The sequence below is a fragment of the Asanoa ferruginea genome (assembly GCF_003387075.1).
Taxonomy (GTDB): domain Bacteria; phylum Actinomycetota; class Actinomycetes; order Mycobacteriales; family Micromonosporaceae; genus Asanoa; species Asanoa ferruginea.
Map to the genome: position 1 here is coordinate 258,525 of NZ_QUMQ01000001.1, position 22,559 is coordinate 281,083.

Genomic DNA, 22,559 nt, shown 5'->3' on the forward strand with positions numbered 1-22,559 from the left:
CGAGCGGGTGGTCGTTCTTTGATCACCAAGCGGGGTGGTACCGCGGCCCGGAAGGGTCGTCCTCGCAGTCCACGACGTGTGTGAGCTGTTCGAGGAGATTGACCACCGATGGCCTATCCCAAGCACGAGAGCAAGCCGGGCGTCCCGGCGAGCCCCGACCTGCCCGCGGTCGAGCGGCGTGTGCTGGATCACTGGACGGCCGACAAGACCTTCGAGGCCTCGATCGAGCTGCGTGACGCCGGGGTGAACGGGGACAACGAGTTCGTCTTTTACGACGGCCCGCCCTTCGCCAACGGCCTCCCCCACTACGGCCACCTCTTCACCGGCTACGTGAAAGACGTCGTCCCCCGCTACCAGACCATGCGCGGCAAGCGCGTGGAGCGCCGGTTCGGGTGGGACACGCACGGGCTGCCGGCCGAGGTGGTCGCCGAGAAGCAGCTCGGCATCACCACCAAGGCCGAGATCGTCGACCTCGGCGTGGAGCGGTTCAACGACGTCTGCCGCACCTCGGTCCTGCAATACACCCAGGATTGGGAGCGCTACGTCACCCGCCAGGCCCGCTGGGTCGACTTCACCAACGACTACAAGACGCTCGACCTGTCCTACATGGAGAGTGTCATGTGGGCGTTCAAGAGCCTGCATGACAAGGGCCTGGTGTACGAGGGCTTCAAGGTGCTGGCCTACTGCTGGCGCTGTGAGACCCCGCTGTCCAACACCGAGACCCGGATGGACGACGTCTACCGCGACCGGCACGACCCGTCGCTGACCGTCTGGTTCACCCTCGACAGCGGCGAGAAGCTGGCCGTCTGGACCACCACGCCGTGGACGCTGCCGTCCAACCTCGCGGTGGCGGTCGGCCCCGACATCGAATACGCCGAGTTGACCGACGACGCCGGCCAGGTCTACCTGGTGGGTGCCGCCCGCACCGACTACTACGCCAAGGAGTTGGAGGGGTTCACCCGCACCGGCACCCGGCGCGGTGCCGACCTGGTGGGCAAGCGCTACACGCCGCTGTTCGACTTCCTGGTCGATCGGGCCGGGCCCAACGCCTACCAGGTGCTGGGTGGCGATTTTGTCACGACCGAAGACGGCACCGGGGCCGTGCACATGGCGCCGGCGTTCGGTGAGGAAGACCAGAACGCCTGCAACGCGGCGGGCATCCCGACCATCGTGACGGTCGACGACCACACCCGGTTCACGGCGCTCGTTCCCCCTTACGAGGGACTTCAGGTCTTCGAGGCCAACAAGCCGGTGACCCGCGACCTCAAGGAACGCGGCGTGGTGGTGCGGCAGGAGACCTACACGCACTCCTACCCGCACTGCTGGCGCTGCGACACCCCGCTGGTCTACAAGGCGGTGTCGTCGTGGTTCGTGCAGGTGACCAAGTTCAAGGACCGGATGGTCGAGCTCAACCAGCAGATCGACTGGACGCCGGGGCACGTCAAGGACGGCTCGTTCGGCAAGTGGCTGGCCAACGCCCGCGACTGGTCGATCAGCCGCAACCGGTTCTGGGGCTCGCCGATCCCGGTGTGGAAGTCCGACGACCCCAACTACCCGCGGCTCGACGTCTACGGCTCGCTCGAAGACCTCGAGCGTGACTTCGGCGTGCAGGTCACCGACCTGCACCGGCCCTTCGTCGACGACCTGACCCGGCCCAACCCCGACGACCCGACGGGCAAGTCGACGATGCGTCGCGTCCCCGAGGTGCTCGACTGTTGGTTCGAATCGGGTTCGATGCCGTTCGCCCAGGTGCACTACCCGTTCGAGAACGCCGACTGGTTCGAGCACCACTATCCGGGCGACTTCATCGTCGAATACATCGGACAGACGCGCGGCTGGTTCTACACCATGCACGTGCTGGCGACCGCGCTGTTCGACCGGCCGGCGTTCCGCACCTGCGTGAGCCACGGCATCCTGCAGGGCTCCGACGGCCGCAAGATGAGCAAGACGCTGCAGAACTATCCCGACGTCTACCAGGTGTTCGACGACTACGGCTCCGACGCGATGCGTTGGATGCTGATGTCGTCACCCGTGCTGCGCGGCGGCGACATGCCGGTCACCGAGCCGGCGATCCGCGACACCGTGCGGCAGGTGCTGCTTCCACTGTGGAACGTCTGGTACTTCTTCTCGCTCTACGCCAACGCCGACGGCTACGAGGCGGTGCGCCGGGTCGACTCGACACACCTGCTCGACCGTTATGTGCTGGCCAAGACCGGCGAGTTGGTGTCGACGGTGACCCGGCAGATGGACGCCTACGACATCTCCGGCGCCTGCGTGACCGTGCGGACCTTCCTCGACGCGCTGACCAACTGGTATGTGCGCCGGTCCCGTGACCGGTTCTGGGCCGGCGACCGCGACGCGTTCGACACGCTCTACACGGTGCTGGAGACGCTGACCCGGGTGATGGCGCCGCTGGCTCCGCTGACCGCCGAGGAGGTGTGGCGCGGGCTGACCGGCGAGCGCTCGGTGCACCTGACCGACTGGCCGGCTGCCGACGAGTTCCCGGCCGACCACGACCTGGTGGCCGCCATGGACGCGGTCCGCGACCTGGTCTCGGCGGCGCTGTCGGTGCGCAAGGCCAAGGGCCTGCGGGTCCGGCTGCCGCTGCCGTCACTCACGGTGGCGTCGCCGGGTGCGGCCGCGCTGCGGCCGTTCGCCGACCTGGTCACCGACGAGGTCAACGTCAAGTCGGTCGAGTTCACCGACGACGTGGCGGCCTACTGCGAGCGGGTGCTCACGGTGGTGCCGCGGGCGCTCGGCCCGCGGATCGGCGGTGCCGTGCAGCAGGTGATCAAGGCGGTCAAGGCCGGCGAGTGGTCGCTGGTCGAGGGCCAGCCGGTCGCCGCCGGTGTCACCCTCCAGGAGGGTGAATACGACCTGAAGCTGGTCGCCGCCGACGCGGCCAACTCGTCGGCCCTGCCCAACGGCGAGGGCGTGGTCGTGCTCGACAGCGCGGTGACGCCGGAACTGGCGGCCGAGGGCGTGGCCCGCGACGTGGTCCGGGTCGTGCAGCAGGCCCGCCGCGACGCCGACCTCGACGTCTCCGACCGGATCCGGGTCGATCTCAACGGATCGTCGTCGGTCCGTGAGGCGGTCGAGACGTTCGGCGACTTCGTCGCCCGCGAAGTGCTGGCCGACTCGATCACATTCAGCGCGGCCGCCACCGGGTTCGCCGGTGAGGTCGGCGACGGGGAAACCGTTCGGGTGACAGTGGTGCGTAGTTAGCGCCTGTTCGTCCACTCGCGGGCGCGGGCGGCGTCGGTTACGGTGACACCGCCCACGCCCGCGAGATCCGGAGGACCCGTGCCGCTGCTCTACACAATCGGCCAGCTCACCATCGGCGTGAGCATGCGGTGGGGTTGGGCGCCGAAGGTCGAGGGGCTGGAGAATGTGCCCCCGCGCGGTGGCGCGATCCTCGCGGGCAACCACCTCTCGGTGGCCGACGAGCTCTTCCTGGGTTCGGTCATCCCGCGGCACATCGCGTTCTGGGCGAAAGCGGAATATTTCAGCGGCACCGGCTTCCGTGGCTGGTTCACCCGCTCGGTGATGAACGGCATCGGCGCGATCCGGGTCGAACGCGCCGGCGGGCGCGCGGCCCTGACCGCCTTCGACGGTGCGATCCCGGTGCTGAAGTCCGGCGACCTCGTCGCGATCTACCCGGAGGGCACCCGGTCGCCGGACGGGCGCCTCTACCGCGGCCGCACGGGCGTGGCCCGCTTGGCCCTGGCCGCCGGCGTGCCGATCATCCCGGTCGGTTTCATCGGCACCGACGAACTCCAGCCGATCGGCCATCGCGTGCCCCGCTTCAAGCGCGGCACGGCCACGGTCAAGTTCGGCAAGCCGATCGAGGTCATCGGCCGCGGCACCGACAGCTCCTCGTTGCGCCAGGTCACCGACGAGGTGATGGCCGCGATCCAGGAGCTCACGGGCCAGGAATACGTCCCGAAATACGCCCCTATGCTCCGCGTCGGCACACCGCAGGCGGAGTAGCCGCGCTGGGTGCCGATCTCGGTCCGAAAGAGTTTCCGGAATGTTTCCGAAACTCGTTGACAGTGTGAAATGCCCACTCCTAGCGTCGCCATCGACGGGCCTCAATGACCGTCATTGCGTCAGGAGGAGGAAGCACAGGCATGAAGGACACGCAGAGCAAACCGGGTAGGCGCGGCCGCATGCGGCTGCTCCTCGGCGCCACCTGTGCGGCGGTGCTCGCTGCCGGCATCGGGGTGATGGCGCCAGACGCCTACGCCGAGGCCGACCGGACCGTCAGCTCCAGCACCACCGGCACGCACAACGGCTACTTCTTCTCGTTCTGGAAGGACAGCGGCAACGCCAGCATGACGTTGCGCGCCGACGGCCGGTATTCCAGCAGTTGGAGCAACGGCAACAACTGGGTCGGCGGCAAGGGCTGGGCCACCGGCAGCCGGCACACGATCAGCTACTCGGGCAGCTACAGCCCGAACGGCAACAGCTACCTCGCCCTGTATGGATGGACCCGGAACCCGCTCATCGAGTACTACGTCGTCGAGAACTTCGGCACCTACAACCCCAGCACCGGCGCCACCCGCGTCGGGTCGGTCAGCACCGACGGCGGCACCTACGACCTCTACCGCACCCAGCGGGTCAACCAGCCGTCGATCGACGGCACCGCGACGTTCTACCAGTATTGGAGCGTCCGCCAGCAGAAGCGCACCGGCGGCACGATCACCACCGCCAACCACTTCGACGCCTGGGCCCGAGCCGGCCTCAACCTCGGCAGCAACCACAGCTACCAGATCATGGCCACCGAGGGCTACCAGAGCAGCGGCAGCTCCGACATCACCGTCCGGGAAGGCAGCGGCGGTGGCGGCGGCCCGACCACCCCGCCGCCCGGCGGCGGTGGCGGCGGCAACTGCACCGCGACCCTGTCGGCCGGCCAGCAGTTCGGCGACCGGTTCAACCTCAACGTCGCGGTCAGCGGCACCAGCGCCTGGGTCGTCAGCCTGGGCCTTGGCGGCGGGCAGAGCCTCCAGAACAGCTGGAACGCCTCGGTCAGCGGCACCAGCGGCACCGTCACCGCGCGACCGAACGGCAACGGCAACACCTTCGGCGTGACGATCATGGCCAACGGCAACTGGACCTGGCCGACGGTCACCTGTCGCACGAGCTGAACACCCACGGGTGGCGCGGCGGCGTTGGCCGCCGCGCCACCGCGTCAGTCGGGCAGGATCTCGACATACCCCGCTGTTCCGTGTACGCGGATCCGCTGCCCGTCCCGGATCCGCCGGGTGGCCCGGTCGACGCCGACGACGGCCGGCAGTCCGTATTCGCGGGCGATCACCGCGCCGTGCGTCATCTGACCGCCCACCTCCGTCACCAGGCCGGCCACCGCGACGAACAGCGGCGACCAACTGGGATCGGTGTGGGCCGTGACCAGAATGTCGCCGGGCTCGAGCTCGGCCTCCGCCATGTCGAGGATCACGCGGGCCCGGCCCTCGACGGTCCCGACGGAAACCGGCAGACCGATCAGAGCATCAGTGGGTACGTCGTCGCGCCGGTAGGCACCGTTGATGGCCTCGCCGTCGGAGGTCAGCACCCGGGGCGGGGTCAACGCCTGGTGTGCCCGGAACGCCTCTTCGCGCCGCTGGATGAGCTCCGGGTCGGCCTCGTTCGCACGGGCGACGGCGTGCAGGTCCTGGAACGTCAGGTAGAAGATGTCTTCCCGCTCGGCCAGGACACCGGCCCGCACGAGGCGCTCGGCCTCGGCCAGCAGGGCCTGCTTGTAGACGAAGTAGCGGCTGACGATGACGTACTTCGGGTATTCCCGGTAGCCGATGAAGATCCGTACCCGATCGATCATCCGCTTGGTCTCGTCGGCTTTCCGCTCACCGTCCGGAAGCGCCCGCAGCCGCGACAGCACGTCGTGTTCCTTCTGCCGCGCCTCCTGCCGCCCCCGCTCGAAGCGTTGCCGTGCGGCGCCCGGCTCGAAAAGCCTGACGTTGTCGAGGATCAGCGGCACCAGCGTGGCCGGACGTTCGCTCCAGCGCGGCCGGGTGATGTCGATCTCGCCGACGCAGCGCATCCCGTAGCGGTCGAGGTAGGCCGTGATGGCGTCGCGCGCCTCGGTGCCGCCCGCGAGCTTCGGCAGGGCGTCCAGGAAGGACTCGTCGACGCCGCCGCGCAGGAACGCCAGCACCTCCGGATGCGGCCGGATCACGTCGGCGACGTCGAGCAGCGCCAGCCCCATCTCCGAGGTGATGTTGCCGGGTGCCGAGAGCGTGAGCGTGTCGGCCGCGTTCTTCTCGCCCAGCCACTCCAGGAGGTGGTCGTTGAGCCACCAGGTGGCCTCGTGGCTCGCCATGATCGCCTGCATGCTCAGCGGATCGCCGAGCACCCGCTTGTGCTCCTGGAAGGCCTCGAGCAGGAAGTCGAACAGCGCCGGCCCGGTCACCGCCGCGATGTCGCGCTTCAGGGCGGCGACGGACGCCTCGCCGCGCTCGACCAGCGTGGTGACGATGGCCGGATCGTTGTCGATCGCCGCGGGTGCGCCGCCGACCGGCGGGCCGCCCTGGCCGGTGTCGGGGAGCGTCGGAACGAAGTCGCCGCCGTCGAGGACGGTCTCGAGCGCGTCTTTCATCAGCGGATCGGCCCGGCCCGCGAGCTCCAGGAATGCCGCGCGGCCGGCCGGCGAGGTCAGCCGCATGGTGGCGTCGACCCACAGGCGCCCGCCGGCCTCCAGCATCGGGGCCATGGCCGTGAGCTGCCACATCGAGAAGCCGAGCGGCTTCATCGCGTCGGTCATCATCTGCTGGTGGCCGACGGAGAGGTAGACGTGGTTGGCGTCGTCGTCGCGGTGCGGGACCGGGAACAGCGTGGTGATCGGCCGGCTCTGCACGATCTCGAAACCGTCGTCGACCAGGCACCATTCGATGTCCTGTGGGCGACCGAAGTGCGCCTCGATCCGCCGGCCGAGCTCCACGAGCCGCACGACCTGCGCATCCGTTAGCGCCGGCTGCTCGCCCTGCCGCGGGTCGATCGCCACTTCCTCGGTGCCGCCGGCCGGCAGCGCCTGAATGGCGAGGTGCTTGGTGCCGATCACCTTGTCGACGACCTCGCCGTCGCGGACTTTGAAGACGTCGGGGTTCACCAGGCCCGAGACCAGCGCCTCGCCAAGACCGAAGCTGGCGTCGACGGCGGCGACCTTACGGTTGCCCGTGACCGGGTCGGCGGTGAACAGGATGCCGGACGCCTGCGGGAAGACCATCCGCTGCACGACCACGGCCATGCTGACCTTCCGATGGTCGAAGCCGTTCCGCACGCGGTAGGTCACCGCCCGCTCGGTGAACAGCGACGCCCAGCACCGGCTGACGTGCTGGAGGACGGCGGCCGGTCCGACGACGTTGAGGTAGGTATCCTGCTGGCCGGCGAAGGAGGCCGTCGGCAGGTCCTCTGCCGTGGCGCTGGACCGGACGGCGTAGGCCTCTGTGGCGCCGATTTTGCTTCTGACCGCCGTCGCCAGGTCGGCGGGGATGGCGACGCCTTCGATCGTGCGGCGGAGCTCGGCGCTTCGGGCCCGGATCTCCTCCTGCGCATCCGGCTTCACGCGCGACAGCCGATCGAGCTGATCGTTGATCGTCGGTGCTTCGGACAGGATCTGGCGGAAGGCGTCCGTCGGCACGCAGAAGCCGGCCGGCACCGCGATGCCGTCGATCCGCGACAGCTCACCCAGGTGCGCGCCCTTGCCCCCGGCGACCGCGACCCGCGTGTCGTCGACCTCTCGCAGATCCAACAACCACTCGCCCACGTCGTTGCCCCCATTTCCGCAGCTCGTAGCCCTCGGCCGACGATTCTGCGCCGCGACCCGGGTCTTGCCGCAAGCCCCCCGGTCCGCTATACGTTAGAAGTGGCGGGAGGTCGGTGTGCGTCATCCCAGACCACCGCCTGGGCCACGATGACGCGCTCGCCGTTGAAGGTCACGGCCGGGCCGAGGTGCAGCCGATAGCCGAGGTCCAGCGCTTCGCTGACCCGCCGGCAGAACTTCTCGTCATCCGGTCCGGTCAGCACGCGATACCGCGGCAGCCCATCCGGTGGTTGATCTGTCATGGTCCGACCGTAGCCGGCGGCACCGGTGCGGTGACCGCGTCGAAGTCGGTGAACCTGGTCTCCAGGCGGTGGTCGGGCACGTCCATGACGAGAGTGGTGATCCGGCCGGTGAGGTCGAGCGTCACGGTCAGCGGCACCGCCCTGGCCCGCTCGCCCAACGTGGCGACAAAGGACTCGTCGAGCAACCCGACGAGCGGGTGTGCCGCGATGTCGATCGTGCCCGCATACGTCTGCGGCGCGGTCTGGTGCAGCCCGGTGACGCCGGTGAAGAGGTCGGTGCTGACGAGGAACGCACCACCGGCGACCTGCCGGAACGGCTCCTGCGCGAGCATCTCGGGCGGCAGCACCTTCCACTGCGTGACGCCTTCGGTGCTGGCCGGCACACCGTCGACCGGGGCCATGATCAGGTCGATCCGGCCCCAGCCCCGGTCACCGATGCGGACGAACTGCGTGACGGAGGTGCCGGCATCCTCCATCGTGATCGCCATCTTCATGGTGGTGGACTCCGACGGGCGGTGGACCACCCCGTCGATGACGCTCGCCCCATCGTCGCTGGTGTTCCGGAAAGCGAAACTGGTCTGCTCCATCGTCTCGACCGCGGCGCGCACCCGGTCCGTGGCCTGCTCGGCCGACTCCGCCGCCGACCCGGCGCCGCCGCGCGTGCGGTCGGCCGGCTCCGGGCCGGCGTCGCCGCACCCCGCGAGGCTGAGCAGGACGATGGTGAGACCCACAACGCGCCGCATGCCGACCCCCGTGTCGTTTGGCTCCCTCAAGATCTAATCAGGCAGCGGCCGGCGCCAGGGCCAGGGGTTGTTTCGCCACGTGCGCGAGTGGATCAGGCCGACGGCGAGCACGCCGAGGGCCACCGCGGACCAGCCGGCCGCCGGGTGCCTCGGCAGGTGCGCGAAATGCCCGAAGACGGCGGCCACGACCAGCATGAACCAGCCGACGAGCACGTTGCCCGCCGCCGAGTCGGCGAACGGGCCCGGATTGCGGCCGTCACCGGTGCTGCCGGCGACGAAGTAGGGCAGGCCGTTGCCGCCCCAGAAACCGGCCAGGAACCCGAACACGATCGTGGTCACCATCAGGCGTCACCCGCCCGGTGCTGGACCAGCGGCAGCAGCACGCGGTCGACGAGGTCGGTCAGGAACGCGTCGTCGAGCGGCTCGCCCGTCACGAACGCCCGGGAGAACAGCATCGCCGAGCTGACCTCGGCGAGCATCGCCCGGTCGAGCCCCTTGGGCAGCTCGCCGCGGTCGATCGCCCGGTCGATGGCCGGGTCGAAGGCCCGCCGCTTGTCGTCGATCATCCGCGCCCGCACGATGGCCGCGAGTTCGGCGTCGTGGTGCATCGCGGTCAGCAACCCGAGCAACAGCCCGGCGTCCTGACCGGTCAGCCCGTCGCGCATCGCCCGCATCCGGCCGAGCAGGTCGTCGCGCAGGTTGCCCGGGTCGGCCCGGTCGTCCATCGCGGCGGCGGTGTGCCGCTCGATCGCGGTCACCACCAGCTCGGCCTTGCCCGGCCAGCGCCGGTAGATCGTCGCCTTGCTGGCCCTGGCCCGCTCGGCGACGGCATCCATCCGCATCCGGTCGTAACCGACCTCGGCCAGCAGCTCCAACGTCGCCGCGAGGATCGCCTCCTCGCGCTCTTCCCCTGCCACTACTGCTCCCCCGGAACGCTATGGTGAACGAAACGGTTTCGTTCACCATAGCACCGGCGGGGTCTACCGTGTTTCGCGCAGGACGAGGGTCAGGAAGCCCCAGGTGTCGCGGTAGACGCGGAGCCATTCGGTGTAGCGGGTTTCGGCCGTCTCGAGGACCTGGGCGCTGTCGGGGTCGGACGGATGGTCGAGCGCCCACGAGGACAGCGACCCCCAGCACGCCCACTCGTAGTCGTCCATCTCCCGGCGGGTGCTGACGTGACCGTGGACCGGCGTCCAGCCGTCGGCCTTGACCCGGTCCATCGTGGTCGCGAGGTCGGTGAAGTCGCCGAGCATCTCCACCGCCTCGGGTGACGGGTCGGCGATCCAGAAGCCGTCGCCGATCAGCACGCGGCCTCCCGGCGCCAGGTGCTTGCGCGCCGCCGCCAAGGTCGGCAGCAGGCCGCCGAAGGCATGTGCGGCGCCGACGCTGAGCACCAGGTCGAAACCGTGCGGCGCGGAGAAGGCCTCCGCCTCGCTCTGGTGCAGCACCAGGCGGTCCTCGACGCCGCGGTCGATCGCACTCGCGCGGGCCTGCTCCAACGCGGCCGCGGAGATGTCGACACCCTCGGCCCGCAGCCCCGGGTGCATGGCCAGCGCTCGCAGCAGCCACTCACCGCCGCCGCAGCCGAGGTCGAGGATCCGCTCGTCGCCGCGCGGGAGGGCGCGAGCGAGCAGGGCGCGCACGGCGTCGTCGTCGAGCGGGGACTTGATCGGGTGGTCGGCATGCGCGATCCCGGACATCTGTTCACGGTCCATCGGCGCAGCTTGCCAGTGCGCGGCCGGCCGTGTGAAACGCTGCGCTCTCGGGTATCTCAGGTGAATGGGCCTTGACCTGCGACTGCGGTCGACGTCGCCGGGTCTGTTGGCTCTTCCGTGGCTGCAGCCGCTGGCGACCTGGGACGCGACCGAGGTGCCACTGCGCGACGTCCCGGTCGGCCCGAGCCGGCATCTGGTGCGCTTCGTCGACACCGACGGGGCGCGCTGGGCGCTCAAGGAGTTGCCGGTCCGGATCGCGCAGAAGGAGTACGCCGTGCTGCGCGACCTGGAGGCCCGCGCCCTGCCTGCGGTGCGGCCGGCCGGCCTGGTCGTGCAGCCGCAGGAGGACACCGCGATCCTGGTCACCCGCTATCTGGAGCGGTCGTGGCAATACCGGCGGCTGCTGATGCGGATCCCACCCGACCAGACGGCACACCGCGACCGCCTGCTCGACGCGCTGGCCAGCCTGCTGGTCGACCTGCACCGGCACGGCCTGTTCTGGGGCGACTGCTCGCTGGCCAACACGCTCTTCTCCCGCGACGGCCAGGTGCTCCAGGCCTACCTGGTGGACGCCGAGACCAGCGAGATCCACCCACGGCTGTCCAACGGACAGCGGGCCCACGACATCGACATCATGGTCGAGAACGTGGCCGGCGGCCTGGTCGACGTCGCGCTGCGGCTCGACCAGCCGCCGGAGCAGTTCGACGACCTGATCGCGGCGGCCGAGTCGGTCGGGTCGCGCTACCAGGCCCTGTGGGACGTGCTGCACGCCGAACCGGTGTTCTCCTACGACGACCGCTACCAGGTCGAGTCGCGGATCCGGCAACTGCACGACCTGGGTTTCGCGGTCGACGAGGTCAATCTGGTGTCCTCGGCCGGCACCGACCAGTTGCGACTCAAGGTCGCGGTGGCGGCGCGGCGCTACCACGCGTCGCAGCTGCACGACCTGACCGGCCTCGACGTGGGCGAGGGCCAGGCCCGCATCCTGCTGCTCGACATGCGCGCGTTCCAGGCACACGTCCAGCAGCAGTCGCACACCGACATGGCCGACGCGTCGGCCGCCCTGCGCTGGATCGACGAGGTGCTCCGGCCCGGCATGGCCCGGGTGGCCGACCTGGGCGAGCCGATCCAGGCCTACTGCGACCTGCTCGAGGTCCGCTGGCTGCTCAGCGAGCAGGCCGGCGCCGACGTGGGCGACGAGGCCGCGATCGCGGCGTTGCGCGATCGCACCGTCCCGCCCGCGTCAGCGGCGGGCATGGCGGTCGCCGAAGCGGCGACCGGCCAACTGGTCGCGCTGACCCCGGACATGCTCGAGGCCATGTCCCACGACGAGCCATGACCGGGCCGCGACGGCGAGGCACCACCGCGGACCCGGCTCGGCCGCGAGGCTGGCAGCGAAGCGTCAGCGAGCGGTCCCCGGCGGGAGCGACGGTCGTGCCCCCCGCGGACCCGGGACCAGCTCTTGATCTCTTGGCTCTGAACTAGGCCTTCGGGAACCAGAGGGCGATCTCGCGCTTGGCGCTGTCGGGTGAGTCCGACGCGTGGACGAGGTTTTCCCGGTTGGAGAGCGCGAGGTCGCCGCGGATCGTGCCGGCCGCGGCCTTGCGGGCGTCGGTGGCGCCGACCAGGGTGCGAACGACCTCGATCGCGGTGTCGCCGCTCAGGATCAGGGCGACCAGCGGCGCGCTGGTCATGAACTCCTTGAGCGGCGGGTAGAACGGCTTCTCGACGTGCTCGGCGTAGTGCGCGTCGGCGAGGTCGGCGTCCATCATGCGCTTGACCAGCACGTCGATGGTCAGGCCCTTGCGCTCGAAGCGGCTCAGGATCTCGCCGACCAGGCCGCGCTGGACCGCGTCGGGCTTGATCAGCACGAGCGTGCGCTCGACCGTAGTGCTGGACACGTTGAAACACCCTCCTGAAGCTGGGGGTTCAGCCTACCGAGGGCGGATCACCCGCTTCCCTCCGGCTCTTCCCTCGGCGGGCGCGCGGGGCCTAGCCTTCTTGGTGACTCAGGGGAGGTCCACTGTGGCGAACGGCAACCGCCGCCCGCTCGCACCGGTCCGGAAGTTGTTCGCCGCGGTGCTGGGCACCTGTGCGCTGTTCGTGGTCCTGTTCGGGATCGGCATGAAGAGCCTGGCGATCGTGGCACTCGGCATCGCGCTGATCGTGCTGGCCGTCGGGCTCGTGCTGGTCACCACGATCCGGGGCGGTGCCCGCGCCTGGGTCGCCGGCACCGCACACGTGCACACCGTCTCCGAACCACCGGCGTCGTCGGTGTTCGGGCGGTGCGAGCTACAGGTGCTGATCGACGCGCCGGGCGTGGCCGGTCGGCTGGTGCGCATGCGCGACCCGCGGGTGCCGGTGGCCAAGTGGCCCGACGTGGGCGCCAGCCTGCCCATCATGGTGGCGATCGACGACCCGCGGCACATCCGCATCCTCTGGGACGAGGTCCTGACCCACGCCGAGGCGGCCGCCGCCCGCGAGACCGACATGGGCCCGCTCGAGGATGACGACTGGGACCGTCCTGACAGCGGCTACGGTGCTGCGGCGCCCGTCGAGACCATCGAGACCACCACCGCCGACCTGACCGACGAGCTCAGCGGCCTGCGCGAGCCGGCCGAGCCGGTGGTCGTCCACCAGACCCCGGGCGGGCCGATCGTCGTCGAGGGCACCCTGGTCGATCCGCCGGAGCCGGCGCCGCCACTGACCCGCCGGGCGCGGCCTGATCCGCGGTTGACGCGCGCGGAGCGCGCGGCAAAAGCTGAGGGCTCCGGGGGTACGGCCACCGCCACCGCCCCGCCTCCCGCCCCCGACGTGCCCGGGCAGCGGGCGGGTGCCGGGCCGGACGACGTGTTCGACTTCGACTCGCAGGCCACCTGGGCCGATCCGCTGTTCGCCGAGCGGCGGGTGAGCCGGCCGGCGCGGGGGTCGGACGATACCGAGGTCTCGCCGCCGGCTGCTGAGGCCCGCCCGGCGCGCGGTGGTGCGTGGGCCGATGCCGGTGGTCGGCCGCCTTCGGCTCGGGGCAGCGCCGCTGTCGACGAGCCTGCTGCATCCGGCACGACTGGCAGCGGCGAAGACGTTGAGGAAGGCTGGGCGCCCGCTGGCCGGGACGCCCGCCGGGCGGCGCGGAGCGACGAGGATCTGGCGGCGTCGAGCGGTCCTGCGAGCAGTGGCGGGGGCGGGCCCACCAACGGCGCTGCGGCCTCAGGCCCGCCCGTGAGCCGCATCCGCCGGGACGACGACCTTGGCGACGATCTTGGCGATGACCGGGCGAGGTCCGCTGGACCCAGCAGCTCCGCCAAGCCGGGCGACGACCCCGCCGATGATCAGGCGCCACCGGACCCGGACGCGAGGCCCAGCCGGGGAGACGACCCCGTCGGCGATCAGGCGCCGCCGGACCCAGACGCGAGGCCCAGTCGGGGAGACGACCCCGCCGACGATCAGGCCCCATCGGACCGGGACGCGAGCGGCACGCGGCGGCGGGACGACCCTGCCGGCGACGATTCGGTATCTGGCCCGAGTGTGAGCCGCACTCAGGTCGCAGACGAGGACCTGGCCGCATCCGGCGCGGCCGCCGGCCCGACCGAGCCAGCCGACGATGAGGTCACGTCGGGTTCGGGTGCGAGCCGCATCCGGCGTGACGACGACCTCGGCGAGGATCTGGCGGCATCGGGCGGGACCGCCGCGAGCCGTGCGCAGAGCGGCGGGGATTCCGCGGCTGCTACCCCCGAGGGGGGTCGGGCTGACGATAGCGCCGCGTCGGCGAGCGGTCCCCTGCTGGCCGAGGCGCCGACCACCGCCGATGCCGATCGCGGCACCGCAGACGCCGTGCTGGCTGGCGCCGCGGTCGGTGCCGGCGGCCTTGCCGCGGGCGTGACCGACGACGAGCCGTCGCGCACCTCGGGTGGCAAGGACGGCGACGAGGATGTGTTCGGCGATCTGTTCACCGCCTACCCGAGCGCCCGGCCCGGTGCGACCGGGGCGACCATCCACGGCGTCGGGCTGACCTTCCTGGTGCGCGACCTGCCTCGGTCGGTCGCCTTCTACCGCGACATGCTCGGCTTCCTGGAGATCGACGGCGGGGAGCACAACGCGGTGCTGGCGTCCGGCGACACCCGGATGGTGCTCCGGGAGATCCGCGACGCGTCCCCGGTCAACCGGCGGCTGGTACACCTCAACCTCGAGGTCGGCGACGTCATGTCGGTCTACGAGGACCTGCGGGCGAAGGGCGTGCGCTTCACCTACCCGCCGCGGGTGGTCAACCGGGGCGCGAAGCTCGAGCTCTGGGCGGCCGCCTTCCGCGACCCCGACGGGCACGGCATCGCGATCACCCAATGGCGTAGCCGGGAAACGGGGTAGCACCGCCCGCCCCACCGTGGCAGGTTGAGTGCTCCACCCTGCCACGGAAGGAGCGCCGCAGTGGCGCCAACGGTTCTCAACGTCACGTTCGACACGGCGGATGCCTACGAGCTCGCCACGTTCTGGAGCAAGGTCATGGCGGCGCCGCTGGCCGACGACGACCTGCCCGGTGATCCCGAGACGAGCATCGCGCTGCCGACCGGGCTGCACCTCTACTTCCAGACCGTCGCCGAGCCGAAGGTGGCCAAGAACCGGGTACACATCTGCCTGCGGCCCGACGTCCCCCGCGACGAGGAGGTCGAGCGGGTGCTCGCGCTGGGCGCCACGATCGTCGACGACCGCCGCACTCCCCCGCCCGGCGAACACGGCGGTTGGGTGGTCTTCGCCGACCCCGAGGGCAACGAGTTCTGCGTGCTCCGCAGCGCCGCCGAGCGGCACCCCTAGCGAGTCAGCGCAGGATCGAGCGGCGGACGTAGAGCACGTAGAGCCACACCAGGGTGAAGATGACGCCGAGCGCGAAGAGCGTCCAGTGCAGGAGGCCGCTGACCACCAGCAGGCCTTGCACGACACTGCCCGCAGTCCACACCCACGGCCGGCGCATCATGCCGCACAGCACGAAGCAGACCACCGCGAGGCCGACCGCAGCCCAGACGGCGCCGGCACCCACGCCGTCGCCGAGCACCCGGATCGGCTGGATCGCGAGCAGAAGCACGACGCCCTGCAGGCCGAGCGCCGCAGCGCCCATGCCCCGCACGGCCCCGGCCGGATTCTTCAGCCCGGACCGCCGATAACCAGGCGGCAGGTCATCCGCGCCCGCCGGCTCCGCATTCGGCGCGGCCGCAGCGGCCGACCCGACGTCCGCCGCCGTAGCAGCGGCCGGCCCGACCTTCGCCGCCGTAGCAGCGGCCGGGCCGACCTTCGCCGCCGTGGCGGCGGCCGGGCCGACGTTCGCCGCCGTGGCGGCGGCCGGGCCGACGTTCGCCGCCGTGGCGGCGGCCGGGCCGACGTTCGCCGCCGTGGCGGCGGCCGAGTCCGCGTTCGCGGCCGAGGAACCCGCCGGATCCGCGGCGTCGACGCGGGCTCGCCGTGCTGGCGCACCGGCGGCGTCGGTCGGTGGTTGGCCTGCAGGCGCCTGGGCGCCGTCGGGAGTCGTCATCGAACCAGCAACGTCCTTGCCTCGGCCACGGTGATGACCGAACCCGTGACGAGCACGCCGACACCGGCCAGCTCGCCCTGAACCTCGTCTTCCGCGATCGCCACCGCGAGCTCGATCGCGTCCGGCATGTTGGCCGCCGTCGCCACCCGGTCTTCGCCGAATACCTCGGTCGCCAGGTCGGCCAGTTCCTCGATCGGCATTGCCCGGGGCGACTGGTTGCGGGTCACCACGATCGCGTCGGCGATGGGCTCCAACAGGTCGAGCATGCCGATCACATCCTTGTCGGCGAGCACGGCGGCGATCACGACCAGCTTGCTGAACGCGAACTCCTCCTGGAGCGCGGTCACGGTGGCGGCCATGCCGTGCGGATTGTGCGCGCCGTCGAGCAGGATGGTCGGCGCGTTGCGGACCCGCTCCAGGCGGCCCGGTGACGACGCGCCGGAGAAGCCCTCGCGGACCGTCTCCACCGGGAGTTGGCGGTCGGCGCCGGCGCCCAGGAACGCCTCGACCGCCGCGAGTGCCACGGCCGCGTTCTGGGCCTGGTGTGCGCCGTGCAGCGGCAGGAAGATGTCGTCGTATTCGCCGCCCAGGCCCTGCAATGTCAGCACCTGGCCGCCGACGGCGAGGGTGCGGCGCAGCACGCCGAACTCGCCGCCCTCGCGGGCGATCGTGGCGCCGACCTCGACGCAGCGTTCGAGCAGCGGGCGGGCCGCCTCCTCGGGCTGCGCGGCGGTGATGACCGTGGCGCCCTTGTGGATGATGCCGGCCTTGGCCCAGGCGATCTCCTCGAGCGTGTCGCCGAGCCACTCGGTGTGGTCGAGGCCGATCGGGGTGATCACGCAGACGCCGGCCTGGATCACGTTGGTCGAGTCGTCGGCGCCGCCGAGGCCGACCTCGACCACGGCGACGTCGACGGGTGCGTCGGCGAAGGTGGCGTACGCCAGGGCGGTTGTCATGTCGAAGTAGGTCAGGGGTTCGTTGTGCTGCTGGTCGACCAGCGCGGCGAGCGGTTCGACCTCGCGGTAGACCGAGACGAACCGGTCCTCATCGATCGGCTCGCCGTCGAGCGAGATGCGCTCGCGGACCGTCTCCAGGTGGGGGCTGGTGTAGCGGCCGGTGTGGATGCCGAACGCCCGCAGCAGCGAGTCGATCATCCGGGCGGTCGAGGTCTTGCCGTTGGTGCCCGTGAGGTGGATCGACGGGTAGGCGCGCTGCGGCGACCCGAGCAGGTCGAGCAGCTCTTCGATCTTGCTCAGGTCGAAGACCATCCGGATGTTGCCGCGGGCCTCCAGCGCGGCGTCGACCTCGCGGAACTCGGTCATGCCACTGCCTCCCTTCGGCAGGAGAGGCACGACAGGGCGCTCAGTTGACCGCGCTCGCTTCGCTCGCTGATGCTCATGACGGCAACGCCTCCAAAGCCGCGCCGATCCGCGCGAGGTCGGCCTCGGCGGTGGCCAGCCGTTCCTTGATCTTGTTGACCACCGGTTCGGGCGCCTTGCCGACGAAGGCCTCGTTGCCGAGCTTGGCCCGGCACTGGGTGGCTTCCTTCTCGGCGGCCGCGCGGTCCTTCTCCAGGCGGGCCCGCTCGGCGGCGATGTCGATCACGCCGCGGGTGTCGAGCGCGACCCGCACGCCGCCGGCGACCGACAGCGTCGCGGAGGCGGTGAAGTCGGCGCCGGACTCGTCGAGCCGGACCAGCGACCGGATCAGTCCCTCGTGCGGTGCGACCACACCGAGGCCGTCGAGGCGGGCGGCCACCCGCTGCGCGGGACGCAGGCCCTGGTCGGAGCGGAACCGGCGGATCTCGGTGACCACCCGCTGGAGCGCGTCGATCTCGGCCTCGGCGGCGTCGTCGACCAGCGCCTTGTCGAGCTGCGGCCAGGCCGCACGGGCCACCGTGCCCTCGCCGTTGAGCGCGATCCACAGCTTGTCGGTGACGAACGGGATCACCGGGTGGAGCAGCCGCAGCAACTGGTCGAGCACGTGACCGAGCACCCGCCGGGTCGCGTCGGCGGCGGGACCGCCGGCGGACAGCACGGGCTTGCTCAGCTCGACATACCAGTCGCAGACGTCGTCCCACGCGAAGTGGTAGAGCACGTCGCAGGCCTTGGCGAACTCGAACCGCTCGAACAGCTCGTCGACCTCGTCGACCACGTGCTGGAGCCGCGACAGGATCCAGCTGTCGACAGTGGACGGCTCGGCCGGCAGCGCGCCCTCGACGTGTGCGCCGTTCATCAGCGCGAACCGGGTGGCGTTCCAGAGCTTGTTGCAGAAGTTGCGGGAGCCCTGGCACCACTCCTCGCTGACCGGCACGTCCTGGCCGGGGTTGGCGCCGCGGGCCAGGGTGAACCGGGTCGCGTCGGCGCCGAAGCGGTCCATCCAGTCGAGCGGGTCGACCACGTTGCCGAACGACTTCGACATCTTCTTGCCGTGCTCGTCGCGGACCATGCCGTGCAGCGCGATCACGTCGAACGGCTGCTTGCCGTCCATCGCGTAGAGGCCGAACATCATCATCCGGGCGACCCAGAAGAACAGGATGTCGTAGCCGGTGACCAGCACGCTGGTCGGGTAGAAGCGCTGGAGGTCGGGGGTCTGCTCGGGCCAGCCGAGAGTGGAGAACGGCCACAGGCCACTGGAGAACCAGGTGTCGAGAACGTCGGTGTCCTGCTCCCAGCCCTCGCCCGGCGGCTCCTCGTCGGGGCCGACACAGCGCACCGCGCCGTCGGGGCCATACCAGACCGGGATGCGGTGCCCCCACCACAGCTGGCGCGAGATGCACCAGTCGTGCATGTTGTCGACCCAGGCGAAGTAGCGCTTCGACATGTCTTCCGGGTCGATCCGGACCCGGCCGTCGCGCACCGCGTCGCCGGCCGCCTTGGCCAGCGGGCCGGTGTTGACGAACCACTGCAACGACAGCCGCGGCTCGACCGTGGTGCGGCACCGTGAGCAGTGCCCGACGGCGTGCACGTAGGGCCGCTTCTCGGCGACGATCAGCCCCTGCTCGCGCAGCGCCGCGACGACCGCCGGGCGCGCCTCGAACCGGTCCAGGCCCTCGAACGGGCCGGGCGTGGTGATCACGCCCCGCTCGTCCATCATCGTGATGCTGGGCAGGTTGTGCCGCTGCCCGATCTCGAAGTCGTTGGGGTCGTGGGCCGGGGTCACCTTGACCGCGCCGGTGCCGAACGCCGGGTCGACGTGCTCGTCGCCGACGATCGGGATGCGCCGCCCGGTCAGCGGCAGCTCGACCTCGGTGCCGATCAGGTGCTTGTAGCGCTCGTCGTCGGGATGCACCGCCACCGCGGTGTCGCCGAGCATCGTCTCCGCGCGGGTGGTGGCGACGACGATCTCGTCGCTGTAGCGGATCGAGACCAGCTCGCCCTCGTCGTCGGAGTGCACGACCTCGATGTCGCTGAGCGCGGTGAGGCAGCGGGGGCACCAGTTGATGATGCGGTTGGCGCGGTAGATCAGGCCGTCGTCGAACAGCTTCTTGAACATGGTCTGCACGGCCCGGGACAGGCCCTCGTCCATGGTGAACCGCTCGCGGCTCCAGTCGACCGAGTCGCCGAGCCGGCGCATCTGGCCGAGGATCGCGCCGCCGGACTCGGCCTTCCACTGCCAGACCCGCTCGACGAACGCCTCGCGGCCCAGGTCGTGACGGGACAGGCCCTCAGTGCCGAGTTGGCGCTCGACGAGGTTCTGGGTGGCGATGCCGGCGTGGTCCATGCCCGGCAGCCACAGGGCCTCGTAGCCCTGCATGCGCCGGCGGCGTACCAGAGCGTCCATCAGGGTGTGCTCGAAAGCGTGGCCCATGTGCAGCGAGCCGGTGACGTTGGGCGGCGGGATCACGATCGTGAACGGCGGCTTGTCACTGGACACGTCGGCGGTGAAGACGCCGTCGGATACCCACGCCTCGTAGCGCCGACTCTCTACGTCTGCCGGCGTGTATTGCGCCGGTAGGGTCGGTGTGGCGAGCTCACGGGTCTCCGGTGTCTGGGTCACCCGTGAAGTCTACGGAGCGTTCCGGGCGACCCCGCATGCGACCACCGGCCGTTCCGTTACGGTGGCGAGCATGTCGAACGACCGTATTTCCGCCGCCGAACCGGGCGAGCCGATCGACGTCACACCCCCCGTGTGGGCGGCGTCGCCGGACGCGCCGGAGGACGACGGCCCCCGCCCACCGATGTCCAGCCGCCGCAAGATCGTGCTCGGCTCGGTGGCCGTGGTGGTCCTGGCGGGGGTTCTCGGTGTCGGCATCTGGGGCGCCGGGATCATCTCCCAGCAGGACACGACGATGTCGACGCCGGTGAAGGCCGCCGGCCTGACGAAGGACAACTCGTCGGAGGCCGAGGCGACGGCGGAAGACCTCCGGGCGGCCTTCGCCGCCGGCATCGACCTGAAATCCAGCGTGGGCGCGGTTTACACGGATCCGGCGGGTGCCAACCGCAGCGTCCTCTTCTTCGGGGGTACGGCGTTGCTGTGGTCGCCGGCCAAGGACCTCGACACGTTGTTCCGGCTGATGGGCGACGAGTCCGGTGAGGTCTCCGGTGTGCACGAGGTGGACGCCGGCGCCCTCGGTGGCGTGATGAAGTGCGGCACGACGCCGGTCGACGACGGCGGCACCATGGCGGTGTGCGGCTGGGCCGACCACGGCGCGACCGGGATGGCGCTGTTCCCGTCACGTTCCCCGGAAGAGGCCGGCACGCTGATGCGCGAAATGCGGGGCGCGGTCCAGACCCGCGACTAACGCGGCGCCGTCACGACCGGTCACCGGCGGACCATCCGCCTGGCGGGACCCGCCACCGCTGACGTTGGCCGCGACCGCGGCCGGGCGCCACAGACGTGAGCCCGGCCGTCACCGGGCGGCGGCGACGTGGGCCAACCCTCAGGCCGCCGCGCCGTGGGCGAGCACTGCCGATGTGGGCAACCCCAGCGACCCGTCTCTGCCCAGGAACGGCGCGGTCAGCCGGTCGAACTCGACCCGGATCCGCGCCTTCGTCGCGGCGTCCTGGCGGGCCAGCATCGTTCCGGCGGCGCCGATGCCGTTGGCCGGCCCGTTCCACCAGGCCTCGCGGTCGGTGCGGTGGGTCCAGCCGACCACGGCGCCGCCGGCATCGGCGAAGCCGGCCTGCCGCAGGAGGTCGGTCAGGCCGTCGACGGAACGCGGGAAATCCAGGGCGGCGTCGACCCGTGGCAGGTCCGTCGGCCGCACGGCGCCGGCCGCGGCGAAGGCGTCCGGCCACACCTGCTGCGCGGGCGGCGCCGGATGCGGCCAGATCGTCACCGCGACCCGGCCACCCGGACGGACCACCCGCCGCAGCGCACGCAACGCGGCCAGCGGATCACCCACATGGTTGACGACGAAGTTCGCCACCGCCGCGTCGAAGGCCTGCGCCGCGAACGGCAGCGCGGGAAGCGCAGCCAGGCCGAGGCCGGCGGTGGGCACGCGGCGGCGGGCCAGGGAAAGCATGCTCGGTTCCGCGTCTACGGCCACCACGCACGCGCCGCGCTCAGCGGCCAGCGCGGCGACCGTGCCGGTGCCGGTGCCGACGTCGAGCGCCAGAGCACCGGCCACGATCCCGGCGGCGTCCAGCAGGGATTCGACCGGCCCGGCGCACAAGGCGGCCAGGGTGTCGCGGTAAGCGGTCGCGCGCCCGGACCACTGCGCGCGCTCGTGCGCGTCGAAGCCCGCGCTCAAGCGACGTCGAACGGCCGGCTGTGTGCCAGGGACGGCAACTCCCGGCGGATCGTCGCCAGCCGGGTCAGGTCGAGGTCGGCGACGATCACCGTCACCTCGTCGGGTGCCTGGGCGACCACGGTGCCCCACGGGTCGATGATCATTGAGCGGCCGAAGCAGCTGCGGCCCGGCTCGTGGTCGCCGATCTGGCCCGCCGCGATCACGTAGCACTGGTTTTCGATCGCCCTTGCCCGGAGCAGGACCTCCCAGTGGTCGCGCCCCGTGTGCAGCATGAACGCCGCCGGGACCACGAGCACCTGGGCAGCGCTGTCCTTCGCGAGGGACCGGTAGAGCTCCGGGAAACGCAGGTCGTAGCAGATCGTCAGGCCGAACGGGACGCCCTCGACGGTGGCGACCGACGTCGTGGTGCCGGGTGCGATCGTCGCGGACTCCAGGTAGGACACCTTGCCGGGGATCTCCACGTCGTAGAGGTGGATCTTCCGGTAAGTGGCCGCCAGGGCGCCGGTGCGGTCGAACACCAGCGAGGTGTTGTAGGAGTGCTCCGGCGACGGGCCGATCTCGTGGAACGAGCCCGCGTGCACCCACATGCCCAGGTCGCGGGCGGCGGCGGCGAAGAAGGAGCCGTATTCACCGTCGACCGGCTCGGGGGCCGGCGTGCCCTCGGCGGGGCCGAGGTAGTCGGTGTATTCGGGCAGCACGGCGACGTCGGCGCCCTGGGCGGCGGCCCGCTCCAGCAGGGAGCGGGCGACCTTCAGGTTGTCGGCGCGGTTGTCGCGCGCGTTGAGCTGGCAGACCGCGACGCGCATCGC

At 71.1% G+C, this 22,559-nt stretch carries 18 protein-coding genes and 1 pseudogene; 7 read left to right on the plus strand and 12 right to left on the minus strand.

Going from position 1 to position 22,559, the window contains the following annotated elements:
* Positions 1-108 precede the first annotated feature (108 nt).
* The 3 genes from ileS (at position 109) to DFJ67_RS01240 (ending at position 5,147) form a co-directional block, all read left to right on the plus strand.
* Positions 109-3,225, plus strand: coding sequence for an isoleucine--tRNA ligase (gene ileS / locus DFJ67_RS01230; protein WP_116066172.1), 3,117 nt, complete (start codon positions 109-111; stop codon positions 3,223-3,225).
* A 78-nt stretch (positions 3,226-3,303) separates the two neighbouring features.
* Complete coding sequence (locus tag DFJ67_RS01235; protein WP_116066173.1) at positions 3,304-3,990, plus strand: lysophospholipid acyltransferase family protein; 687 nt, start codon at positions 3,304-3,306, stop codon at positions 3,988-3,990.
* Between the two features lie 140 nt (positions 3,991-4,130).
* Entirely contained in the window at positions 4,131-5,147 is a 1,017-nt protein-coding gene (locus DFJ67_RS01240) for a glycoside hydrolase family 11 protein (RefSeq protein ID WP_116066174.1), read from the plus strand.
* 44 nt (positions 5,148-5,191) lie between these two features.
* On the opposite strand, the gene rph is transcribed toward DFJ67_RS01240, so the two are convergent.
* From rph to DFJ67_RS01270, 6 genes are all read right to left on the minus strand, one after another.
* Positions 5,192-7,768, minus strand: a complete 2,577-nt coding sequence (gene rph / locus DFJ67_RS01245; protein WP_409362974.1) for a rifamycin-inactivating phosphotransferase — start codon at positions 7,766-7,768, stop codon at positions 5,192-5,194.
* A gap of 98 nt (positions 7,769-7,866) precedes the next feature.
* Positions 7,867-8,079, minus strand: a complete 213-nt coding sequence (locus DFJ67_RS01250; protein ID WP_116066176.1) for a DUF1737 domain-containing protein — start codon at positions 8,077-8,079, stop codon at positions 7,867-7,869.
* Positions 8,076-8,822 (minus strand): hypothetical protein, encoded by a 747-nt coding sequence (locus tag DFJ67_RS01255; protein ID WP_147315376.1) that lies wholly within the window; start codon positions 8,820-8,822, stop codon positions 8,076-8,078. Before DFJ67_RS01255 ends, DFJ67_RS01250 begins: the two co-directional genes overlap by 4 nt.
* Positions 8,823-8,855: 33 nt before the next feature.
* Positions 8,856-9,164, minus strand: coding sequence for a hypothetical protein (locus tag DFJ67_RS01260; RefSeq protein ID WP_116066178.1), 309 nt, complete (start codon positions 9,162-9,164; stop codon positions 8,856-8,858).
* The gene (locus tag DFJ67_RS01265) at positions 9,164-9,739 is read right to left on the minus strand and encodes a TetR/AcrR family transcriptional regulator (protein WP_203784259.1); all 576 of its coding nucleotides are present in this window, start codon (positions 9,737-9,739) and stop codon (positions 9,164-9,166) included. Before DFJ67_RS01265 ends, DFJ67_RS01260 begins: the two co-directional genes overlap by 1 nt.
* A gap of 63 nt (positions 9,740-9,802) precedes the next feature.
* Positions 9,803-10,537: an SAM-dependent methyltransferase gene (locus DFJ67_RS01270; protein ID WP_116066179.1), complete on the minus strand. Its 735-nt coding sequence runs from the start codon at positions 10,535-10,537 to the stop codon at positions 9,803-9,805.
* A gap of 64 nt (positions 10,538-10,601) precedes the next feature.
* Here DFJ67_RS01270 and DFJ67_RS01275 point away from each other — a divergent pair, with 64 nt between their 5' ends.
* Complete coding sequence (locus DFJ67_RS01275; protein ID WP_116066180.1) at positions 10,602-11,876, plus strand: DUF4032 domain-containing protein; 1,275 nt, start codon at positions 10,602-10,604, stop codon at positions 11,874-11,876.
* 142 nt (positions 11,877-12,018) lie between these two features.
* Here DFJ67_RS01275 and ndk read toward each other — a convergent pair whose 3' ends face one another.
* Positions 12,019-12,438: a nucleoside-diphosphate kinase gene (gene ndk, locus DFJ67_RS01280; protein WP_116066181.1), complete on the minus strand. Its 420-nt coding sequence runs from the start codon at positions 12,436-12,438 to the stop codon at positions 12,019-12,021.
* 2,002 nt (positions 12,439-14,440) lie between these two features.
* On the opposite strand from ndk, the pseudogene DFJ67_RS43585 reads away from it, so the two are divergent.
* Both DFJ67_RS43585 and DFJ67_RS01290 read left to right on the plus strand, forming a co-directional pair.
* Positions 14,441-14,899 (plus strand): annotated as a pseudogene (locus DFJ67_RS43585) (VOC family protein); the annotation flags it as partial.
* A gap of 60 nt (positions 14,900-14,959) precedes the next feature.
* On the plus strand, positions 14,960-15,343 hold the full coding sequence (locus DFJ67_RS01290) for a VOC family protein (protein ID WP_116066182.1): 384 nt from the start codon (positions 14,960-14,962) through the stop codon (positions 15,341-15,343).
* 4 nt (positions 15,344-15,347) lie between these two features.
* Here DFJ67_RS01290 and DFJ67_RS43590 read toward each other — a convergent pair whose 3' ends face one another.
* The 3 genes from DFJ67_RS43590 to DFJ67_RS01305 all read right to left on the minus strand — a co-directional run bounded on the left by DFJ67_RS43590 (position 15,348) and on the right by DFJ67_RS01305 (position 20,054).
* Positions 15,348-16,055 (minus strand): DUF4233 domain-containing protein, encoded by a 708-nt coding sequence (locus DFJ67_RS43590; RefSeq protein WP_244940423.1) that lies wholly within the window; start codon positions 16,053-16,055, stop codon positions 15,348-15,350.
* Positions 16,052-17,377, minus strand: coding sequence for a bifunctional folylpolyglutamate synthase/dihydrofolate synthase (locus DFJ67_RS01300; RefSeq protein WP_116066183.1), 1,326 nt, complete (start codon positions 17,375-17,377; stop codon positions 16,052-16,054). Before DFJ67_RS01300 ends, DFJ67_RS43590 begins: the two co-directional genes overlap by 4 nt.
* 73 nt (positions 17,378-17,450) lie before the next feature.
* Complete coding sequence (locus DFJ67_RS01305) at positions 17,451-20,054, minus strand: valine--tRNA ligase (protein ID WP_116066184.1); 2,604 nt, start codon at positions 20,052-20,054, stop codon at positions 17,451-17,453.
* A gap of 70 nt (positions 20,055-20,124) precedes the next feature.
* Between DFJ67_RS01305 and DFJ67_RS01310 the strand changes: the two genes are divergently transcribed.
* Positions 20,125-20,799 (plus strand): hypothetical protein, encoded by a 675-nt coding sequence (locus tag DFJ67_RS01310; protein ID WP_116075459.1) that lies wholly within the window; start codon positions 20,125-20,127, stop codon positions 20,797-20,799.
* Between the two features lie 138 nt (positions 20,800-20,937).
* On the opposite strand, the gene DFJ67_RS01315 is transcribed toward DFJ67_RS01310, so the two are convergent.
* Both DFJ67_RS01315 and DFJ67_RS01320 read right to left on the minus strand, forming a co-directional pair.
* Complete coding sequence (locus tag DFJ67_RS01315; protein ID WP_116066185.1) at positions 20,938-21,750, minus strand: class I SAM-dependent methyltransferase; 813 nt, start codon at positions 21,748-21,750, stop codon at positions 20,938-20,940.
* Positions 21,747-22,556, minus strand: a complete 810-nt coding sequence (locus DFJ67_RS01320) for a carbon-nitrogen hydrolase family protein (protein ID WP_116066186.1) — start codon at positions 22,554-22,556, stop codon at positions 21,747-21,749. The genes DFJ67_RS01315 and DFJ67_RS01320 overlap by 4 nt, the downstream gene beginning before the upstream one ends.
* Positions 22,557-22,559 lie beyond the last annotated feature (3 nt).